This is a genomic window from Nocardia miyunensis NBRC 108239 (genome assembly GCF_001613065.1).
Taxonomy (GTDB): Bacteria; Actinomycetota; Actinomycetes; order Mycobacteriales; family Mycobacteriaceae; genus Nocardia; species Nocardia miyunensis.
The window spans coordinates 109678-124789 of the sequence record NZ_BDBQ01000010.1 but is presented as its reverse complement, the minus strand read 5'-3'; the positions used below and the strand labels follow the sequence as shown (position 1 = coordinate 124789).

Here is a 15112-nt window from a genome sequence, read left to right as displayed (position 1 = left end):
CCGATGTGGTCTCCTCGGACCACCTTCCATTGTCCCTCATACCGTTCCGGGGCGGCGCCGTCGGTCTCGCTTCGCGAGGCCGCGCCTGCCTGACAACATGTCGGCGGGCGATCTCATTCCGCGATTGTGGGCTGGATCTCGTTTTCCGCACGCGAATCTCCTGCCCGCGTCGTCACTTTTCGCGCACACCGCCCGCCTGCCTCCGGCGTGGCGGCGCGGACAGCGTGCGAGCATTGGGCATAGTGTGCCGAGTGAACGTGCCGGAGGCTCCGGGTCCGCGACCGCGCCGATTCGGGCGCGGCGGCCTCGCCGGGTGCGCGGCGCTGGGACTGTTGCTGACCGCATGCGGGCAGACGGTCTCCGGACATCCCGGCGCCGAATCGCCGCAGGTCACGGTGGCCAGGCATATCGCCTCGGAGCTCACGTCGATGCTACCGACCGCCGGACAGTTTCCCGATGAGTATCCGCCGACGGTGTTGTCCGCTTCGGATGCCATCGGCGCCGACGCGGATCTGCGCGGCATTCCCTCCGGCGCGGCGGTCGATCCGGTTGGTTGCGCGGGCTCGCCTCCGTCCGATCCGGCGCGGATCGCGGCGACGGTCGGCACCGACGAGGACACCCGCGCGAGCATCACCGTCGAGCTGATCCGTACCACGGACCCCCTCGCGCGGTTGCGCGCCCAGCTGCAGCGGTGCGGCACGGTGCACGCACAGCACGGGCCGGTCACCAATACCATTGTCACCCAACCGGATCCGCCCGCCCCGGTCGATGCCGACGATTCACTCGCCTGGCGGCGCACGGTGAGTGGCCAGCGTGGTGGACCGGGGCTGACCCGGTCCATGCGCGCCCTCGCGGCGCAGATCGGTGATGTGCGGATCATTGCCACCTATCTGACCTTCGGCGCGGACAAACCCGATATGACGGCGCTGGACCAGGTGTTCACCGCGGCGGTGCAGGACGTCCGCAAGGGCTGAGACCTTGACGCGCCAGCGTCCCCCGGCAGGGACCGTAGCAGGCTCGTCCGACAGGAAAGGGCTCGCCGCGGCCCGATCGGCTGCGTGATGCACAGATCCGGTGATTGTCCCCAGGTCTGGTGAACGCCCAGTTCATCGATGCTCTGCCGGACCGCGTGGCGGTCATCGTTGGACGCATGACGACCGCCATCGAACCCACACCGGCCGACGACGAGTGCGCCGGGACCCCCACCGAATCGCCCACCCCCGCCCGGGGCGCGAGGACCGATCGGCCGGCATTACGGGCAGACGATCCGCGCGAATGTATTGCCGCGGTGCCCGCGCTGCTCGGATTCGTCCCGCGCCGATCCCTCGTGGTCTATCTGCTGCGCCAACCGCCGAGCGGGTCGGGTCCGGCGTCGTTGAGTGCGGTGGCCCGCCACGATCTGGAGCCGCCCGGCCGCGGTGGCTGGGCGCGGCTGGCCACGCATCTGACCGCGCTCTGCGTGCGGGAGAACACCGTCGCCGTGCTGGCTTTGATCGTCGACGATCGCGCGGGTGCACCTCATTCGGGCAAGCCGGGTGTGCGGTCGGGCCGACATCGCTATCTGATGCGCGCACTCGAACGGGCCCTGGTCGCCGAGCACATCATGCTGGACGAGGTGTGGGCGGTACGGGAGATCGCGGCAGGGGAACCGTGGTGGGCCGTCGAGGATCCCGCGGTCGCCGGGGTGCAATCCGATCCGGCCGCCTCACCGATCGCCTTGGCCGAGGCCGTGGACGGCTATCGGATCAAAGCCTCGCGCGAGGACCTGGAGGATCTGGTCGCGGTGGATGCGCAACTGTGCGCGGAAGTGCGGCCGGAGGTGGACCGGGCGGGGATACTGGCGGGCCAGCGATTCCGGACCGCGATCTTCCGCGACGAGCTGGATCGCTACCGCCGGTCCCTGCTGAACCGGGTTCTCGATCGGGTGGCGGTGCTGGCCTCCGACGGTACGGTGGATGCCCGGGCACTCGCGGAAACCGCTGTCGCACTGCGGGATCCGACCGTACGCGACGCGGTGTTCGCGCTGGCGGGAGGCCATCGGGCCGAGGCCGCCGCACGGCTGTGGGCACAGCTGTGCCGGGTCCTGACCGGATCGGACCGGGCCGAGGCGGCCACCCTGTTCGGTTACAGCGCCTACACGCGCGGTGACGGCGTCCTGGCCGGAATCGCACTGCGGGCCGCGCTGGAATCGGATCCGGACCACACCATCGCCCGGTTGCTCGATACCGCTCTGGGCACGGGCATGCCGCCGCACGAGGTTCGCAAACTCGCGTACAGCGGCCGCGCCAAGGCCGCGGAACTGGGTGTCGAGTTCGACCTGCGAGCCGATTGGCTGCAGCCGTGAGGGCCCCGGGCGGGGCCGCGCCGGGGGTGGTGTTATCGGGCGCTGTGCGCGCGGTCGCCCAGCGACTGCAGGAAAGCCCAAGCGTCGGTGACGATCTCGTCGAGATCGTTGTGCTCCGGCTGCCAGCCCAACTCGGCGATGGCGCGCTCGCTCGACGCGATCAGTACGGCCGGATCGCCCGCGCGCCGCGCGGTGTCGACCGAGGCGATCTCCCGGCCGGTGACCCGCTCGCAGGCCGAGATGACCTGGCGCACAGAGAAACCCGTGCCACTGCCGAGATTGAAGATGCGATGCTCGCCCGGGCGGGACTGCGCGAGCGCCAGCAGATGGGCCTGTGCCAGATCCCGGATGTGGATGTAATCGCGCACCGCGGTGCCGTCGTCGGTCGGATAGTCGGTGCCGAAGACGGAGATCGACTCGCGGTGGCCCAGTGCGGTCTGCAGGACGAGGGGGATGAGATGGGTTTCCACGACACGGTTCTCGCCGAGCCCGCCGTAGGCGCCGGCGACGTTGAAATAGCGCAGGCTCGTCGCGGCGAGTCCGTGCGCCGCCGCATAGGAGGTGATGGCGTGGTCGATCGCGAGCTTGGAGGCGCCGTAGGGGTTGGTCGGCCGGGCGGGGGCGTCCTCTGTGATCGGCACCTGCTCGGGCTCGCCGTACACCGCCGCGGTGGAGGAGAACACCAGTCGCGGGGTCTCGGACCGGCGGATCGCCTCGAGCAGGGCGAGCGTCTTGACGACGTTGCCGTGCCAATACTTCTCCGGTTTCTGCACCGACTCACCGACCAGCGATTGCGCGGCGAAATGCAGGACACCGTCGAAGGATTCGGATTCGACGAGTTCGACGCCGACGGTGGCGATATCACCATCGACGAATTTCGCACCGCTGGGCACGCCCTCGGCATTGCCGGTGGACAGATCGTCGACCACGACCACGTCGTGACCGTCCTCGATCAGCACCTGGGCGCAGACGCCGCCGACATAGCCCGCGCCGCCGGTGACAAGAAGTTTCATATTTCAGACCAGCCTCACCTGGATGGCGTGCGCCATCTCGTCCGACAGTTCGAATCCACCGTGACCGGGCACCGAGATGACCACCACGCCCGGCCGGGTCTCGACGGTGACGCGGGCATCGGGCACCACGCCCACCTCCCGGAGCTGGCCGATGACCTCCGGATCGGTCTGGATGTGCTCGGACAGGCGCCGCACCACAACCGCGACGATCTGACCGGGCGACAGATCCGACAGCCGGATCAACTTCTCCTCCGAGGAACCCGCGGCGAGCACCCCCAGCTCGTCCAGGCCCGGAATCGGGTTGCCGTACGGGGAGGTGGTCGGGTTGTCGAGCACCTCGACCAGGCGGCGCTCGACATCCTCGCTCATCACGTGTTCCCAGCGGCACGCCTCGGCGTGCACGTTCTGCCAATCGAGTCCGATGACGTCCACCAGCAGTCGCTCGGCCAGGCGGTGCTTGCGCATCACCGCGACCGCCATGGACCGGCCCTTGTCGGTCAGCTCGAGGTGGCGGTCGCCCGCGACCAGAAGCAGCCCGTCGCGTTCCATGCGGGCAACCGTCTGGCTCACCGTCGGGCCGCTCTGCTCGAGGCGTTCGGCGATGCGTGCGCGCAGTGGTGTGACACCCTCCTCCTCGAGGTCGTAAATGGTACGGAGATACATCTCCGTGGTGTCGACCAGATCCTTCACCTGTTACCCCTTCGTCGGCAAAGATTCTACCCACGCGCGGTCGCGGATTGGTGCGCGAGGATATTCGGCTTGTGCTGCGGAAACGCCGAGCTACCCGGGCGCGGCCCGGCAACGGCGGATCCCGGCGCGCCGTACTGCCTAGCATTTGTACTGCATGGCAACGACAAAACGGGTTCGTCCCTTCCCGTGTTCGGTTGTGGATCACAGCACGGCCACCCGCCGACGACGTGCATTAGCGTGGCATTCATGGCAAGCGCAGCGCCCGGCGGCGGCCCGGCGGTCGTGTGGACCGACCGGTTCCTGGATTACACCTGGACTCCGGAACATCCGATGAAACCCGCTCGGCTGCGGTTCACCATGGACCTGGCACGCGGTCTCGGTCTGCTGGAGGGCGTCGAGACTCTCGCGCCCTCGACCGCCGGCGAGGCGGATCTGCTGCGCATCCACACGCCCGCCTACCTGGACGCGGTCCGTCACGCCGAGCCCGCCGCTCCCGGCGTCCCGCCGCCGAACACCGCGCCGTACGGGCTGGGGACACAGGACAATCCGGTGTTCCCGCACATGCATGAGGCGGCGTCGGTGATCGTCGGCGGCACCCTGGCCGCTGCGGGTGAGATCGCCGCGGGCCGGACCCGGCGCGCGGTGAGCATCGGTGGTGGTATGCATCACGCGATGGCCGACTCGGCTGCGGGGTTCTGCGTCTACAACGATGTGGCCGTGGCCATCTCGTGGTTGCTGGACCACGGTTTCGACCGCATCGCCTATGTCGATGTCGACGTCCATCACGGCGACGGTGTGCAGCGCGCCTTCTACGGCGATCGACGGGTGCTGACCATCTCGGTCCACCAGCATCCGGCGACGCTGTGGCCGAATACCGGATGGCCCGAGGAGACCGGCGCGGGCGCGGGCGAGGGTTCGGCGATCAATCTCCCGCTGTTGCCGGGCACCCGGGACGCCCAGTGGCTACGTGGATTTCACGCCGTCGTGCCCGGTGCGCTTGCCGCGTTCCGGCCGCAGCTGCTGATCAGTCAGTGCGGTGTCGACACCCACCGCGAGGACCCGCTGGCGGATCTGGAGTTGAGCGTCGACGGGCAGCGCGCGGCGTTCCGCGCGATGCGCGAGTGGGCCGATCGATATGCGCAGGGCCGCTGGCTCGCGGTCGGCGGCGGGGGATACGGCCTGGTCCGGGTGGTGCCCCGGGCCTGGACCCATCTGCTGGCCGCGGTGCTGGACCGAGATATCGATCCGGCGACCGAGATCCCCCTGGACTGGCGCGAACAGATGCGCGCCTACGCGCCCACGGTCGAACCGCCGCGCACCATGGGCGACGGAATCGCACCGGAGTTCGCCCGCTGGGACGGTCCGGGTGGCGCGCCCGATTCCGGTGACGCCCGCGCCGACCGGGCGCAGCGCGCGGTGGACACCGCTGTATTGGCCACGCGCCGCGCAGCGTTCCCGCTGCTGGGCCTGGACCCGGAGGACCCCCGTGACTGACGCCGAGCACACCCCGCCCGCACAGGAGCCGCCCGCCTGGCTCGCCGACTTCGGGCCCGACACACCGCGGAACCCGCCGCCCCCGCCGCAACATTGGCTCGCCGATGTGCTCGCCTCCGACGGCGGCGTGGTGCGGCTGCGCCCCATCACGCCGGACGACGCCGCGGCGATGCAGGAATTCCACGCGAGTCTGTCCGACCGGACCCGGTACCTGCGCTACTTCGGTCCCTATCCGCGGATGACCCCCAAGGATCTGTACCGGACCACCCATGTGGACTATCACGATCGGGTGGGCCTGGCGATCGAGCTGGGCGAGGTGATCATCGCGGTCGGACGCTACGAACTGCTCTCGGACCGGGAGGGCCCGCGCGCGGCCGAGGTGGCGTTCGTGGTCGCCGACGCGCATCAGGGCCGCGGCCTGGGCTCGATTCTGCTCGAACATCTCGCCGGTGCCGCGGCGGAGAACGATATCGCTACCTTCGTCGCGGAGGTCCTGGCCGAGAACAACACGATGGTGACGGTCTTCCGGGACGCGGGATATCAGATGCAGCGCAGCCGGGACGGGTCGGTCCTGCACCTGGAATTCGCCATCGATCCGACCGAAGCGCTGCTGTCGGTGCGTGATTCGCGCGAACGGGCATCGGAGGCCCGCAGCGTCGGCAATCTGCTGCATCCGAGGTCGATCGCGGTCATCGGCGCCACGCCGTCCGCGGGCCGGGTCGGCGGTGCGGTGCTGGCGAATCTGCTGTCCGGGGTGTTCCAGGGCCCGGTCTTCCCGGTGAATCCGAATCGCAGCTCGGTGCGCGGAGTACGGGCGTACAACACCGTTCGTGACATCCCCGACGAGGTGGATCTGGCGGTGGTCGCGGTGCCTTCCGCGGAGATCCCCTCGGTGCTGGACGACTGTATGGCAAAGGGCGTCAAGGGACTCGTGGTGCTGACCGCCGGATTCTCCGAGACCGGCCCGGCGGGCTATGCGGCCGAACGCGATCTGGTGGCCGCCGTCCGCGGGCACGGCATGCGGGTGGTGGGCCCGAGCGCGCTCGGCATCGCCAATACCGATCCGGCGATCTCACTGAACGCCACGCTGGCCTCGGTCATGCCGGGGCGCGGGCGGGTCGGATTCTTCTGTCAGTCCGGGCCGTTGGGTGCGGCGATCCTCGGCGAGGCCGCCGCGCGGCGGCTCGGACTGTCCACATTCGTCTCGGCGGGCAACCGCGCCGATGTGTCCGGCAACGATCTGCTGCAGTACTGGGACAGCGACCCGGACACCGATGTGGTGCTCTTGTATCTGGAGACCTTCGGCAATCCGCGCAAGTTCTCCCGGATCGCGCGCCGAGTCGCGCGCACGAAACCCATTGTGGCCGTGAGCAGTGGCCGCAACGCCACCCGCACCACACCGCCCTCCTCGCTGGAACGTTCGGTGGAGCGCGATCTGTTCGCGCAGGCGGGCATCATCCAGGTCGATACGATCTCCGAACTGTTCGACTGTGCGATGCTGCTGGCCTATCAACCGCTGCCCGCGGGGCCGCGGCTGGCGGTGATCGGCAACAGCGCCGCCCTGGGCTGGCTGGCGGTCGACGCGGCGCGCGGCGCGGAACTCGACGTGCGCGATCCGGTGGATCTGGGGCCGCAGGCCGGACCGGAGGATTTCCATGTGGCGGTGGCTTCCGCGGTGGTATCCGCACAGGTCGACGCGGTGATCGTGATCTTCGCGCCGCCGGTGCCGACGGCGGTGCCCGCCTATGCCGAGGCGATCCGGTCCGGTGCCGAATCCGCCGCAAAACCGGTGCTGACCACGTTCGTCGCCGACCACGGAATGCCGAATCTGCTCGCCACGCGGGGGACCGGCGGCGTGGTAGGGAGCGGGTCCATTCCGTCCTATCCGGACCCCGAACGCGCGGCGCGGGCGCTGGGCCGTGTGCAGCGCTATGCCCAGTGGCGCGACACGCCCGTCTCGGCGACGCGGCGACCCGCGGGTCTGGATACCGAACGTGCGCGAAACCTGGTGGAGCAGTGGATGGTCCGCTCACCCGAGGGGGATTGGCTCGGCGACCTCGAGGCGGTGGAGCTGCTGGAGTGCTACGGCATCGGGATCGTCGAGTTCCGTGAGGTTCGCGATGCCGCGGCGGCGGAGGCCGCGGCCGCGGACCTCGGCTACCCGGTCGCGGCCAAGGCGACCGGTGAATTGTGGCGCAACCGTTCGGATCTCAATGGCGTGCGACTGGATCTGTGGCGGCCCTCGGCGGTGCAGCGCGCCTACGCCGATCTGGCCGAGGTGTCGGGCAACGCGGTCGTGCATATTCAGCGGATGGCCACCAAGGGAGTCGGCTGTGTGCTGCGTGTGCAGGACGACCCGTCGTTCGGATCCGTGATCAGCTTCGGATTGTCCGGCACGATCATCGATCTGCTGGGCGACCGGGTCTATCGTGCCCTGCCGCTGTCCGAGGGGGAATCGATCGCACTCATCGATGCCCCGCGGGCCGCGCCGCTGCTGGACGGCAGAGCCGGTGTGTCGGGCAGAACCATCGGCGAGCCGGTGGACAAGAGCTACCTGTCCGAACTGGCACAACGTATTTCGGCGCTGTGCGATGACCTGCCGGAGGTGCGCGAGCTGGCGATCGAGCCGATTCTGGCCTCACCGGAGGGCGCGGCCGTCCTGTACGGCCGCGTCCGCATCGGCCCCGAACCCAACCACTTCGACATCGGCCCGCGCCGCCTGGGATGAGCGCGGGCGGGCCGGCGACCCGACGATCAGGTCGTGCCCGCGACCTTTTCGACCGCGAGCAGTGCCTCGGGCGGCGCGCTGGACCCCTTGTCGAACAGGTGGTCGTGGAGTTCGGGTGACGGGTGGTCGGCTGATCAGGCCGGGCAGGTCAGGTCCTCGTCGGCCGGGCGGACGTCCGAGGCCGAAGGTTCTGATGCGGAAGGTGCCGGGAACGCGTTGCGGAAGGTGAAGGCGTATTCGGTCGGGCCGTGTGCACGCAGGCGAGTGATCCGCTGCTCGGCCTCGGCCACGGTGGGCAGGTGGCCCGCAGGCACCCACCACAGCGCCTGATACGCCTCGGACATGGTTTCGAACCAGCCGCGGCGCTGACGCATGATCCGCACATGGTCGCTGCGGTAGACGAATTCGGTGAGCGATGCCATCGAGGACCAGACGCTCATATTGACGATCAACCGGTCGTCGTCGAGTAGCCGGATGGCGGTCGCGTCACCGTCCTCGGTCTGTAGTCGCCAGATGAAACCGGTTGCGGCGTCGGCGAGGGAGTTGATCTCGTCCAGGGCGGCGACGAAACCGGACAGTCGTGCGGAGCCGAGCGGTTCCAGGGGCAGGGCGATATTCACTTGGGCGAGGTGATGACCGGGCATGAGACGAGGGTAACCCGGAAATGAGGAGATCTTCTCAGTATGACGATTGTGTGGTGTGCGGGACCGCCGACATGGCATTGATCCGGCGGTGGTCGATACTGGAGGCCATGCGCGAAGATCAGATCGAGACCGCCACTGCGCCGCTGCGAGATGACATCCGCTACCTGGGAGCGATCCTGGGCGAGACGATCAGAGATCACGAAGGGCACGAGGTGTTCGATCTCATCGAACGGGTCCGGGTCGAGGCGTTCCGGGTGCGGCGATCCGAGGTGGAACGGAGTGCGGTCGCGGATATGGTGCGCGACACCGATATTCGCGTCGCGCTCCCACTGATCCGGGCGTTCAGTCACTTCCTGCTGCTGGCGAATTTGGCCGAGGATCTGCAACGTGACAGGCGTCGCGCGGTGCACGTGGCGGCCGGGGAGCCGCCGCAGGAGTCCAGTCTCGCGGCCACCTATCGCAAACTCGACGCCGCGCGTCCCGACGGCGAACTGGTCGCCGATCTGCTCGACGACGCGGTGATGTCGCCGGTCATCACCGCGCATCCGACCGAGACGCGCCGCCGGACCGTCTTCGACGTGCAGTCCCGCATCACCGATCTGATGCGGCAGCGGCAGCGCTATACCGAGAGCGAACCGCAGTACGCGGAATTGGAGACCGGGCTGCGCCGCCAGATTCTGACCCTGTGGCGCACCGCGCTGATTCGATTGGCGCGCTTGCGGATTCAGGACGAGATCGAGGTCGGACTGCGCTATTACGACCTGACGTTGCTCGAGGTGATACCGCGGATCAACGCCGACGTGCGCGCCGCGCTGCGCGCCCGCTGGCCGGAGTATTCGCTGCTGCAACGCCCGATCCTGCGCCCCGGCTCGTGGATCGGCGGTGATCGGGACGGCAATCCGAACGTGACCGGCGAGGTCGTGCACCGTGCCACGCACCGCGCCGGTGCGGTGGCCATCGGGCACTATCTGACCGAGTTGGTCGGTCTGGAGAAGACGCTGTCGCTGTCGGCGCGGCTGGTGGCGGTGACCGATGATCTCGCTCGCCTGGCCGAGACGTCGTTCGACGATTCGCCACAGCGCGCGGACGAGCCCTATCGCCGTGCCGTGCGCGGTATCCGAATTCGCCTCACCGCCACCGCGCGGCGTGCCCTGGGCGAGATCCCCGCCGACGGCGTCGACCTCGACACGCTCACCGGCGCCGTCGAACCCTATGGCTCCGCTCAGGATCTGCTCGACGATCTGGCCGTGGTGGACTCCTCGCTGCGCGCCTCGGGTGACGGACTGCTCGCCGACGATCGCCTGGCCGCGCTGCGCGGCGCGGTCGAGACGTTCGGATTCCACCTGCAGGGTCTGGATATGCGGCAGAACTCCGATGTGCATGAGCAGGTCGTCGCCGAACTGCTGGCGTGGGCCGGAGTCCACGCCGATTATGCGAGCCTGCCCGAGGATCGGCGCGTGGAGCTGCTGGCCACCGAACTCGGCACCCGCCGCCCGTTGCTTGGGCCCGGCGCGCGGCTGAGCGATCTGGCCGCCAAGGAACTGGGCGTGCTGCGCGCGGCCAAGGCGGCCCTGGAGGATCTGGGCCCGGATACCGTGCCCAACTACATCATCAGCATGTGCACCTCGGTCAGCGATCTGCTCGAGGCGGCGCTGCTGCTGAAGGAGGCCGGAATCCTCGATCCCGGCGATGCGCAGACCCCGCCGAACAGTCCGGCGGGGGTGGTGCCGCTGTTCGAGACGATCGAGGATCTGCGTCAGGGTGCGCAGACCCTGGTCGCGGCGCTGGAGGTTCCGGCCTATCACCGGCTGGTGGCCGCCCGCGGTATGCGCCAGGAGGTCATGCTCGGCTATTCGGACTCCAACAAGGACGGCGGATATCTGGCCGCGAACTGGGCGCTGTACCGGGCCGAGCTGGATCTGGTCGAGGCCGCGCGCAAGACCGGGATTCGGTTGCGGCTGTTCCACGGTCGCGGCGGCACGGTCGGTCGCGGCGGCGGTCGCAGCTACGACGCGATTCTCGCGCAACCGGCCGGGGCGGTGCGCGGTTCGCTGCGACTGACCGAACAGGGTGAGGTGATCTCCACCAAGTACGCCGAGCAGGGCACCGCCTACCGCAATCTGGAAGCGCTGGTCGCGGGCACGCTGGAGTCGACGCTACTGGATGTGGAGGGGCTGGGCGCCGATGCCGAACCGGCCTACGAACTGTTCGACGAACTGGCCGAACTGGCCCGGCAGGCGTATGCGCGGCTGGTGCACGAGACGCCCGGGTTCGTGGAGTACTTCCGGGCCTCGACGCCGATCGCCGAGGTAGGAGATCTCAATCTGGGCAGTCGACCCGCCTCGCGCAAACCGACCAGCTCGGTCGGGGATCTGCGTGCGATTCCCTGGGTGATGGCGTGGAGCCAGTCGCGGGTGATGCTGCCGGGCTGGTACGGCACCGGCACCGCGATCGAGCAGTGGGCGGGCGAGGATCCCGAACGGATGGCGGTCCTGGCCGATCTGTATCGCCGCTGGCCGTTCTTCCGGACCGTCATGTCGAACCTCGCGCAGGTCATGGCCAAGGCCGATCTGGACATCGCCGCCCACTATGCGGAGCTGGTGGAGGACTACACGTTGCGCGACACCATCTTCGGCATGATCCGTGCGGAGTTCGACCGCACCGTCCGCGTGCACGCGGCGGTCACCGGCAGCGACCACCTCCTGGCCGACAACCCCGCCCTGGCCGAATCCATCCGCAACCGCTTCCCCTACCTCGAACCGCTCAACCAGATGCAGGTGGAACTGCTGCGCCGACGTCGCGCGGGCGACGATTCCGAACTCGTGGAACGCGGCATCCTGCTGACCATGAACGGCCTCGCCACCGCACTGCGGAATTCGGGCTAGCGGATCCGGCGCGGCCGCTCGGTGGCGATGTCCGAGCCGCGCGGCCGCCGCCCGGATCTGCGCCAGCGCCATTCCGCACGCAGGAAGGTCGGCCCATGCCACGACCGCCTCGTCTGCAAAGACTCAATCGAACGAGACGTCCGCGCCGACTGTTAATGGACAGCGGCATCGTTTGCCGCACTGCGTAATTCGGGACATCATCGATCGCCATGGCGGACTCGTCGCTCAGGGACTCGGTGGTGCGATGCCGCATGATGGGTAGGAGATTCCCTACGGTTGACAGGTAGGAAAACGCCTACCTATAGTGGCGGGCATGGCTCAACGGGTCGAGCACGCGAATGCGGATCGGGTGTTCGCGGCGCTGGCGAATCCCACGCGCCGGGAGATTCTGGAAATGCTGCTCGACGGTGAACGGACCGTGCGGGTCATCGCCGAGCGGTTCGAGATGACCCGTCCGAGCGTGTCCGAACATCTGCGGGTGCTGCGGGACTGCGGGCTCGTCGGTGAGGACAAGCGTGGTCGCTATCGGTATTACCGCGTCGAACCCGAACCGCTATACGAGTTGCGGACCTGGCTGAGCCCGTTCGAGCGCTACTGGCGTGCGCGGCTGCGTGCCCTGGGCAATGTGCTCGACGCCATGCCCGACAACCCCGACAACCCCGAGGAGTGATCGTGAGCGACGCCGCGACAGCGATAGAACTGGACCACTACTACCCGCACCCGCCCGAGAAGGTGTGGCGCGCACTCACCACGCCGACGCTGATGGCGCGGTGGATGATGGAACCGATCGGTTTCGAACCGGTGGCGGGCAACGTCTTCGAGATGAAGACCCGCCCAATGCCCGGCCAGGACTTCTCCGGCCACATCCGCGGCGAGGTGCTCGAGGTCGTCGCACCCGAACTGCTGCGCATGACCTGGAACGACGCCCAGGCCGACACTCCGACCGGCTGGATCATCAGCTGGCGACTCCGCCCGGAGGGGCGCGGCACCCGGATCCTGTTCAGTCACAACGGCTTCGACCCCGACAACCCGCTCATGCAGCGCGCCCGTTCCATCATGAGCCCGGGCTGGGCCGGCATGCTCGACAACCTGGAAACCCTGCTCGTTCAAGAGGATTGAGTGCCAGGCCCGAGCAGTGACGTACTGCTCGTGATCGGCCGGTCGTCTCGCGTGCCTGTGCGAGCACGCGGTCTCGCTGCGTCGCATTGCGATCGGACGATCCTGGGCAGCGGCGGGGAGATTTGTCGTGCCCGGCACGGGTGAGGTCTCGTGTTCAGGACCCCGAGACCGGGACTATATCGGCGACGATGCGGTGGATGGTTCCGTCGGGGATGTCGAAGGTCTCGGTGATGCCGACCGTGACCAGGCGCTGCCCGGCGAGGCCCGAATCCAGGTGGTAGCGGGCGGTCACGACATTGCCCGCAGTGCTCAGCCGCACGTCGTAGATGCGTTGCACGAGCTGATACTGCGGGCCGGTGTCCAGATCGTGGGTGAGTTGCGGGCCGGAGTAACCGGTCTGGATACCGGCCTCCACGCGCGTGCAGTCGGGTGCGAACGGGACGTCGGCGGCGTTGTGGGAGATCAGCGCGTCGAGGTACGCCATGGCGATCGCCTCGCGCTGGTCGGGGACTGTCGCAGGGGCGGCGGTGGCGCTCGGCGCGATGGCCAGTGCGGCCAGCAGTGGTAGCGCCAGAAATGGAACGCGTTTCAATCTCATAGGGTGATCGTAGGAGATCGGGCCGGGCCGGGGCACCGAGATGGCTCAGTTCTCGCGCACTTCCACTCCCCGCCAGAACGCGACGTAGTCCTTGATGTTCTCGGCCGCGGGCAGCGGCTCGGGGTAGTACCAGGCCGCGTCCACGTTCTTCGTGCCGTCGACCGCGACCGTGTAGTAAGAGGCCTCGCCTTTCCAGCCGCAGGTGGAATGCGTTCCGGATGTCTCGAAGAACTGCCGGTCGATCGACTCCGGCGGGAAGTAGTGATTGCCCTCGACGACGATCGTCGCGTCGCTGACGGCGAGCTGCTGTCCGTTCCAGATGGCTATCGTCATGGAAACCATTGTGCCGCAATCGATCATCGTTTCAACCGGTCGCCGACTACAGCGCCGGCCGGTTCGCGCGGTACCCGGAGGGGTTGGGACGCGCGTCGCCGACCGGCGCTCCGGGCGACCGGATGAGATCGGTCACCGCGGTGGAGCTGGGCCGGATTCCGGACGGCCCAGCGTCTGGGGGATCTAGCTGGCGTAGGCGCGCAGGCGGTCGGCCCGCTCACCCTTGCGGAGCTTGGCCATGACCTCACGCTCAATCTGCCGAACGCGCTCGCGGGACAGACCGAACAGCTTGCCGATCTGGTCCAGCGTGCGGGGCTGGCCGTCGTCGAGGCCGAAGCGCAGGCGAATCACCTGCTGCTCACGCTCGTCCAGGGTGGCCAGCACGCTGCGGACGTCGTTGTGCATGATCCCGGCGATGACGGCGCTCTCGGCGGAGGTGGCCTCGGAATCCTCGATGAAATCACCGAGGGGGGCCTCCTCGTCGCTGCCGACCGGCATGTCCAGACTTACCGGATCGCGGCTGTGGTCCAGCAGATCGGCGATCTTCTCGACAGGAATGCCCGATTCGGTGGCCAGTTCCTCGTCGGTGGCCTCGCGGCCGAGCTGCTGATGCAGTTCGCGCTTGATCCGGGCGAGCTTGTTGACCTGCTCGACCAGGTGGACAGGCAGCCGGATGGTGCGGCTCTGATCGGCCATACCGCGGGTGATGGCCTGCCGGATCCACCAGGTGGCATAGGTGGAGAACTTGAAGCCCTTGGCGTAGTCGAACTTCTCCATCGCGCGGATCAGGCCGAGGTTGCCCTCCTGGATCAGGTCCAGCAGCGGCATGCCGCGGCCGGTGTAGCGCTTGGCCAGCGACACCACCAGGCGCAGGTTGGCCTCGAGCAGGTGCTGGCGAGCGGCCTGGCCGTCCCGGACCAGAACCGCGAGGTCGCGCTTGCGGGTGGCGGCCATCCGCTTACCGGTCTCCAACAGGTGTTGGGCGTAGAGGCCCGCCTCGATGCGCTTGGCCAGCTCGACCTCGTCGGCGGCCGTGAGCAGCGCAGTCTTGCCGATGCCATTCAGGTACACGCGTACCAGGTCGGCTGCGGGGCTCGTGGCGTCGAGGTCCTGATCGCTGGCGCGCAGCCCAGTGGTGGCGGGGCTTGTCATGACTTGCCTCCTGTCGGTGGTGTCTCATCCGATCAACGGACCCGACACTGGGAAAGTTCCCCGCCACCCCGGCGATAAACCGTGCTGAGCTGCGGCTTTCACCGTACCCGTC

General features: G+C 68.4%; 13 protein-coding genes. 7 read left to right on the top strand and 6 right to left on the bottom strand.

Annotated features, from left to right (window positions below):
* The first annotated feature begins 251 nt into the window (after positions 1 to 251).
* A complete protein-coding gene (locus NM2_RS05820; RefSeq protein ID WP_245717859.1) occupies positions 252 to 974 on the top strand; it encodes a sensor domain-containing protein in 723 nt (240 codons plus the stop codon).
* A 176-nt stretch (positions 975 to 1150) separates the two neighbouring features.
* The gene (locus NM2_RS05815; RefSeq protein WP_157120896.1) at positions 1151 to 2344 is read left to right on the top strand and encodes a DUF4192 domain-containing protein; all 1194 of its coding nucleotides are present in this window, start codon (positions 1151 to 1153) and stop codon (positions 2342 to 2344) included.
* Between the two features lie 32 nt (positions 2345 to 2376).
* Here the strand turns inward: NM2_RS05815 and galE are convergent, their stop codons facing one another.
* Positions 2377 to 3357, bottom strand: a complete 981-nt coding sequence (galE, locus tag NM2_RS05810) for a UDP-glucose 4-epimerase GalE (RefSeq protein WP_067664860.1) — start codon at positions 3355 to 3357, stop codon at positions 2377 to 2379.
* 3 nt (positions 3358 to 3360) lie between these two features.
* Positions 3361 to 4047: an iron-dependent transcriptional repressor DtxR gene (locus tag NM2_RS05805; RefSeq protein WP_067664858.1), complete on the bottom strand. Its 687-nt coding sequence runs from the start codon at positions 4045 to 4047 to the stop codon at positions 3361 to 3363.
* Positions 4048 to 4293: 246 nt separating this feature from the next.
* Between NM2_RS05805 and NM2_RS05800 the strand changes: the two genes are divergently transcribed.
* Both NM2_RS05800 and NM2_RS05795 read left to right on the top strand, forming a co-directional pair.
* The gene (locus NM2_RS05800) at positions 4294 to 5541 is read left to right on the top strand and encodes an acetoin utilization protein AcuC (protein ID WP_084530531.1); all 1248 of its coding nucleotides are present in this window, start codon (positions 4294 to 4296) and stop codon (positions 5539 to 5541) included.
* Between the two features lie 106 nt (positions 5542 to 5647).
* A complete protein-coding gene (locus NM2_RS05795; RefSeq protein WP_245717868.1) occupies positions 5648 to 8269 on the top strand; it encodes a bifunctional acetate--CoA ligase family protein/GNAT family N-acetyltransferase in 2622 nt (873 codons plus the stop codon).
* A 134-nt stretch (positions 8270 to 8403) separates the two neighbouring features.
* On the opposite strand, the gene NM2_RS05790 is transcribed toward NM2_RS05795, so the two are convergent.
* Positions 8404 to 8913, bottom strand: a complete 510-nt coding sequence (locus NM2_RS05790; protein WP_067664856.1) for a DUF3291 domain-containing protein — start codon at positions 8911 to 8913, stop codon at positions 8404 to 8406.
* A 107-nt stretch (positions 8914 to 9020) separates the two neighbouring features.
* On the opposite strand from NM2_RS05790, the gene ppc reads away from it, so the two are divergent.
* The 3 genes from ppc to NM2_RS05775 all read left to right on the top strand — a co-directional run bounded on the left by ppc (position 9021) and on the right by NM2_RS05775 (position 12917).
* A complete protein-coding gene (ppc, locus tag NM2_RS05785) occupies positions 9021 to 11798 on the top strand; it encodes a phosphoenolpyruvate carboxylase (RefSeq protein WP_067665085.1) in 2778 nt (925 codons plus the stop codon).
* 313 nt (positions 11799 to 12111) lie between these two features.
* Positions 12112 to 12468, top strand: a complete 357-nt coding sequence (locus NM2_RS05780) for an ArsR/SmtB family transcription factor (RefSeq protein WP_067664854.1) — start codon at positions 12112 to 12114, stop codon at positions 12466 to 12468.
* Between the two features lie 2 nt (positions 12469 to 12470).
* A complete protein-coding gene (locus NM2_RS05775) occupies positions 12471 to 12917 on the top strand; it encodes an SRPBCC family protein (protein ID WP_067665082.1) in 447 nt (148 codons plus the stop codon).
* Between the two features lie 154 nt (positions 12918 to 13071).
* Here NM2_RS05775 and NM2_RS05770 read toward each other — a convergent pair whose 3' ends face one another.
* From NM2_RS05770 to NM2_RS05760, 3 genes are all read right to left on the bottom strand, one after another.
* Entirely contained in the window at positions 13072 to 13515 is a 444-nt protein-coding gene (locus NM2_RS05770; RefSeq protein WP_067664851.1) for a DUF8021 domain-containing protein, read from the bottom strand.
* A 45-nt stretch (positions 13516 to 13560) separates the two neighbouring features.
* Positions 13561 to 13848 (bottom strand): DUF427 domain-containing protein, encoded by a 288-nt coding sequence (locus tag NM2_RS05765; RefSeq protein WP_067664848.1) that lies wholly within the window; start codon positions 13846 to 13848, stop codon positions 13561 to 13563.
* A 183-nt stretch (positions 13849 to 14031) separates the two neighbouring features.
* On the bottom strand, positions 14032 to 15000 hold the full coding sequence (locus NM2_RS05760) for a sigma-70 family RNA polymerase sigma factor (RefSeq protein WP_067664846.1): 969 nt from the start codon (positions 14998 to 15000) through the stop codon (positions 14032 to 14034).
* Between the last annotated feature and the right edge of the window lie 112 nt (positions 15001 to 15112).

Coding starts and splice junctions, on each gene's coding strand:
- NM2_RS05790 (WP_067664856.1), bottom strand. CDS start 8,913: ATGCCCGGTCATCACCTCGCCCAAGTGAATATCGCCCTGCCCCTGGAA.
- galE (WP_067664860.1), bottom strand. CDS start 3,357: ATGAAACTTCTTGTCACCGGCGGCGCGGGCTATGTCGGCGGCGTCTGC.
- NM2_RS05770 (WP_067664851.1), bottom strand. CDS start 13,515: ATGAGATTGAAACGCGTTCCATTTCTGGCGCTACCACTGCTGGCCGCA.
- NM2_RS05800 (WP_084530531.1), top strand. CDS start 4,294: ATGGCAAGCGCAGCGCCCGGCGGCGGCCCGGCGGTCGTGTGGACCGAC.
- NM2_RS05815 (WP_157120896.1), top strand. CDS start 1,151: ATGACGACCGCCATCGAACCCACACCGGCCGACGACGAGTGCGCCGGG.
- NM2_RS05780 (WP_067664854.1), top strand. CDS start 12,112: ATGGCTCAACGGGTCGAGCACGCGAATGCGGATCGGGTGTTCGCGGCG.
- NM2_RS05760 (WP_067664846.1), bottom strand. CDS start 15,000: ATGACAAGCCCCGCCACCACTGGGCTGCGCGCCAGCGATCAGGACCTC.
- ppc (WP_067665085.1), top strand. CDS start 9,021: ATGCGCGAAGATCAGATCGAGACCGCCACTGCGCCGCTGCGAGATGAC.
- NM2_RS05765 (WP_067664848.1), bottom strand. CDS start 13,848: ATGACGATAGCCATCTGGAACGGACAGCAGCTCGCCGTCAGCGACGCG.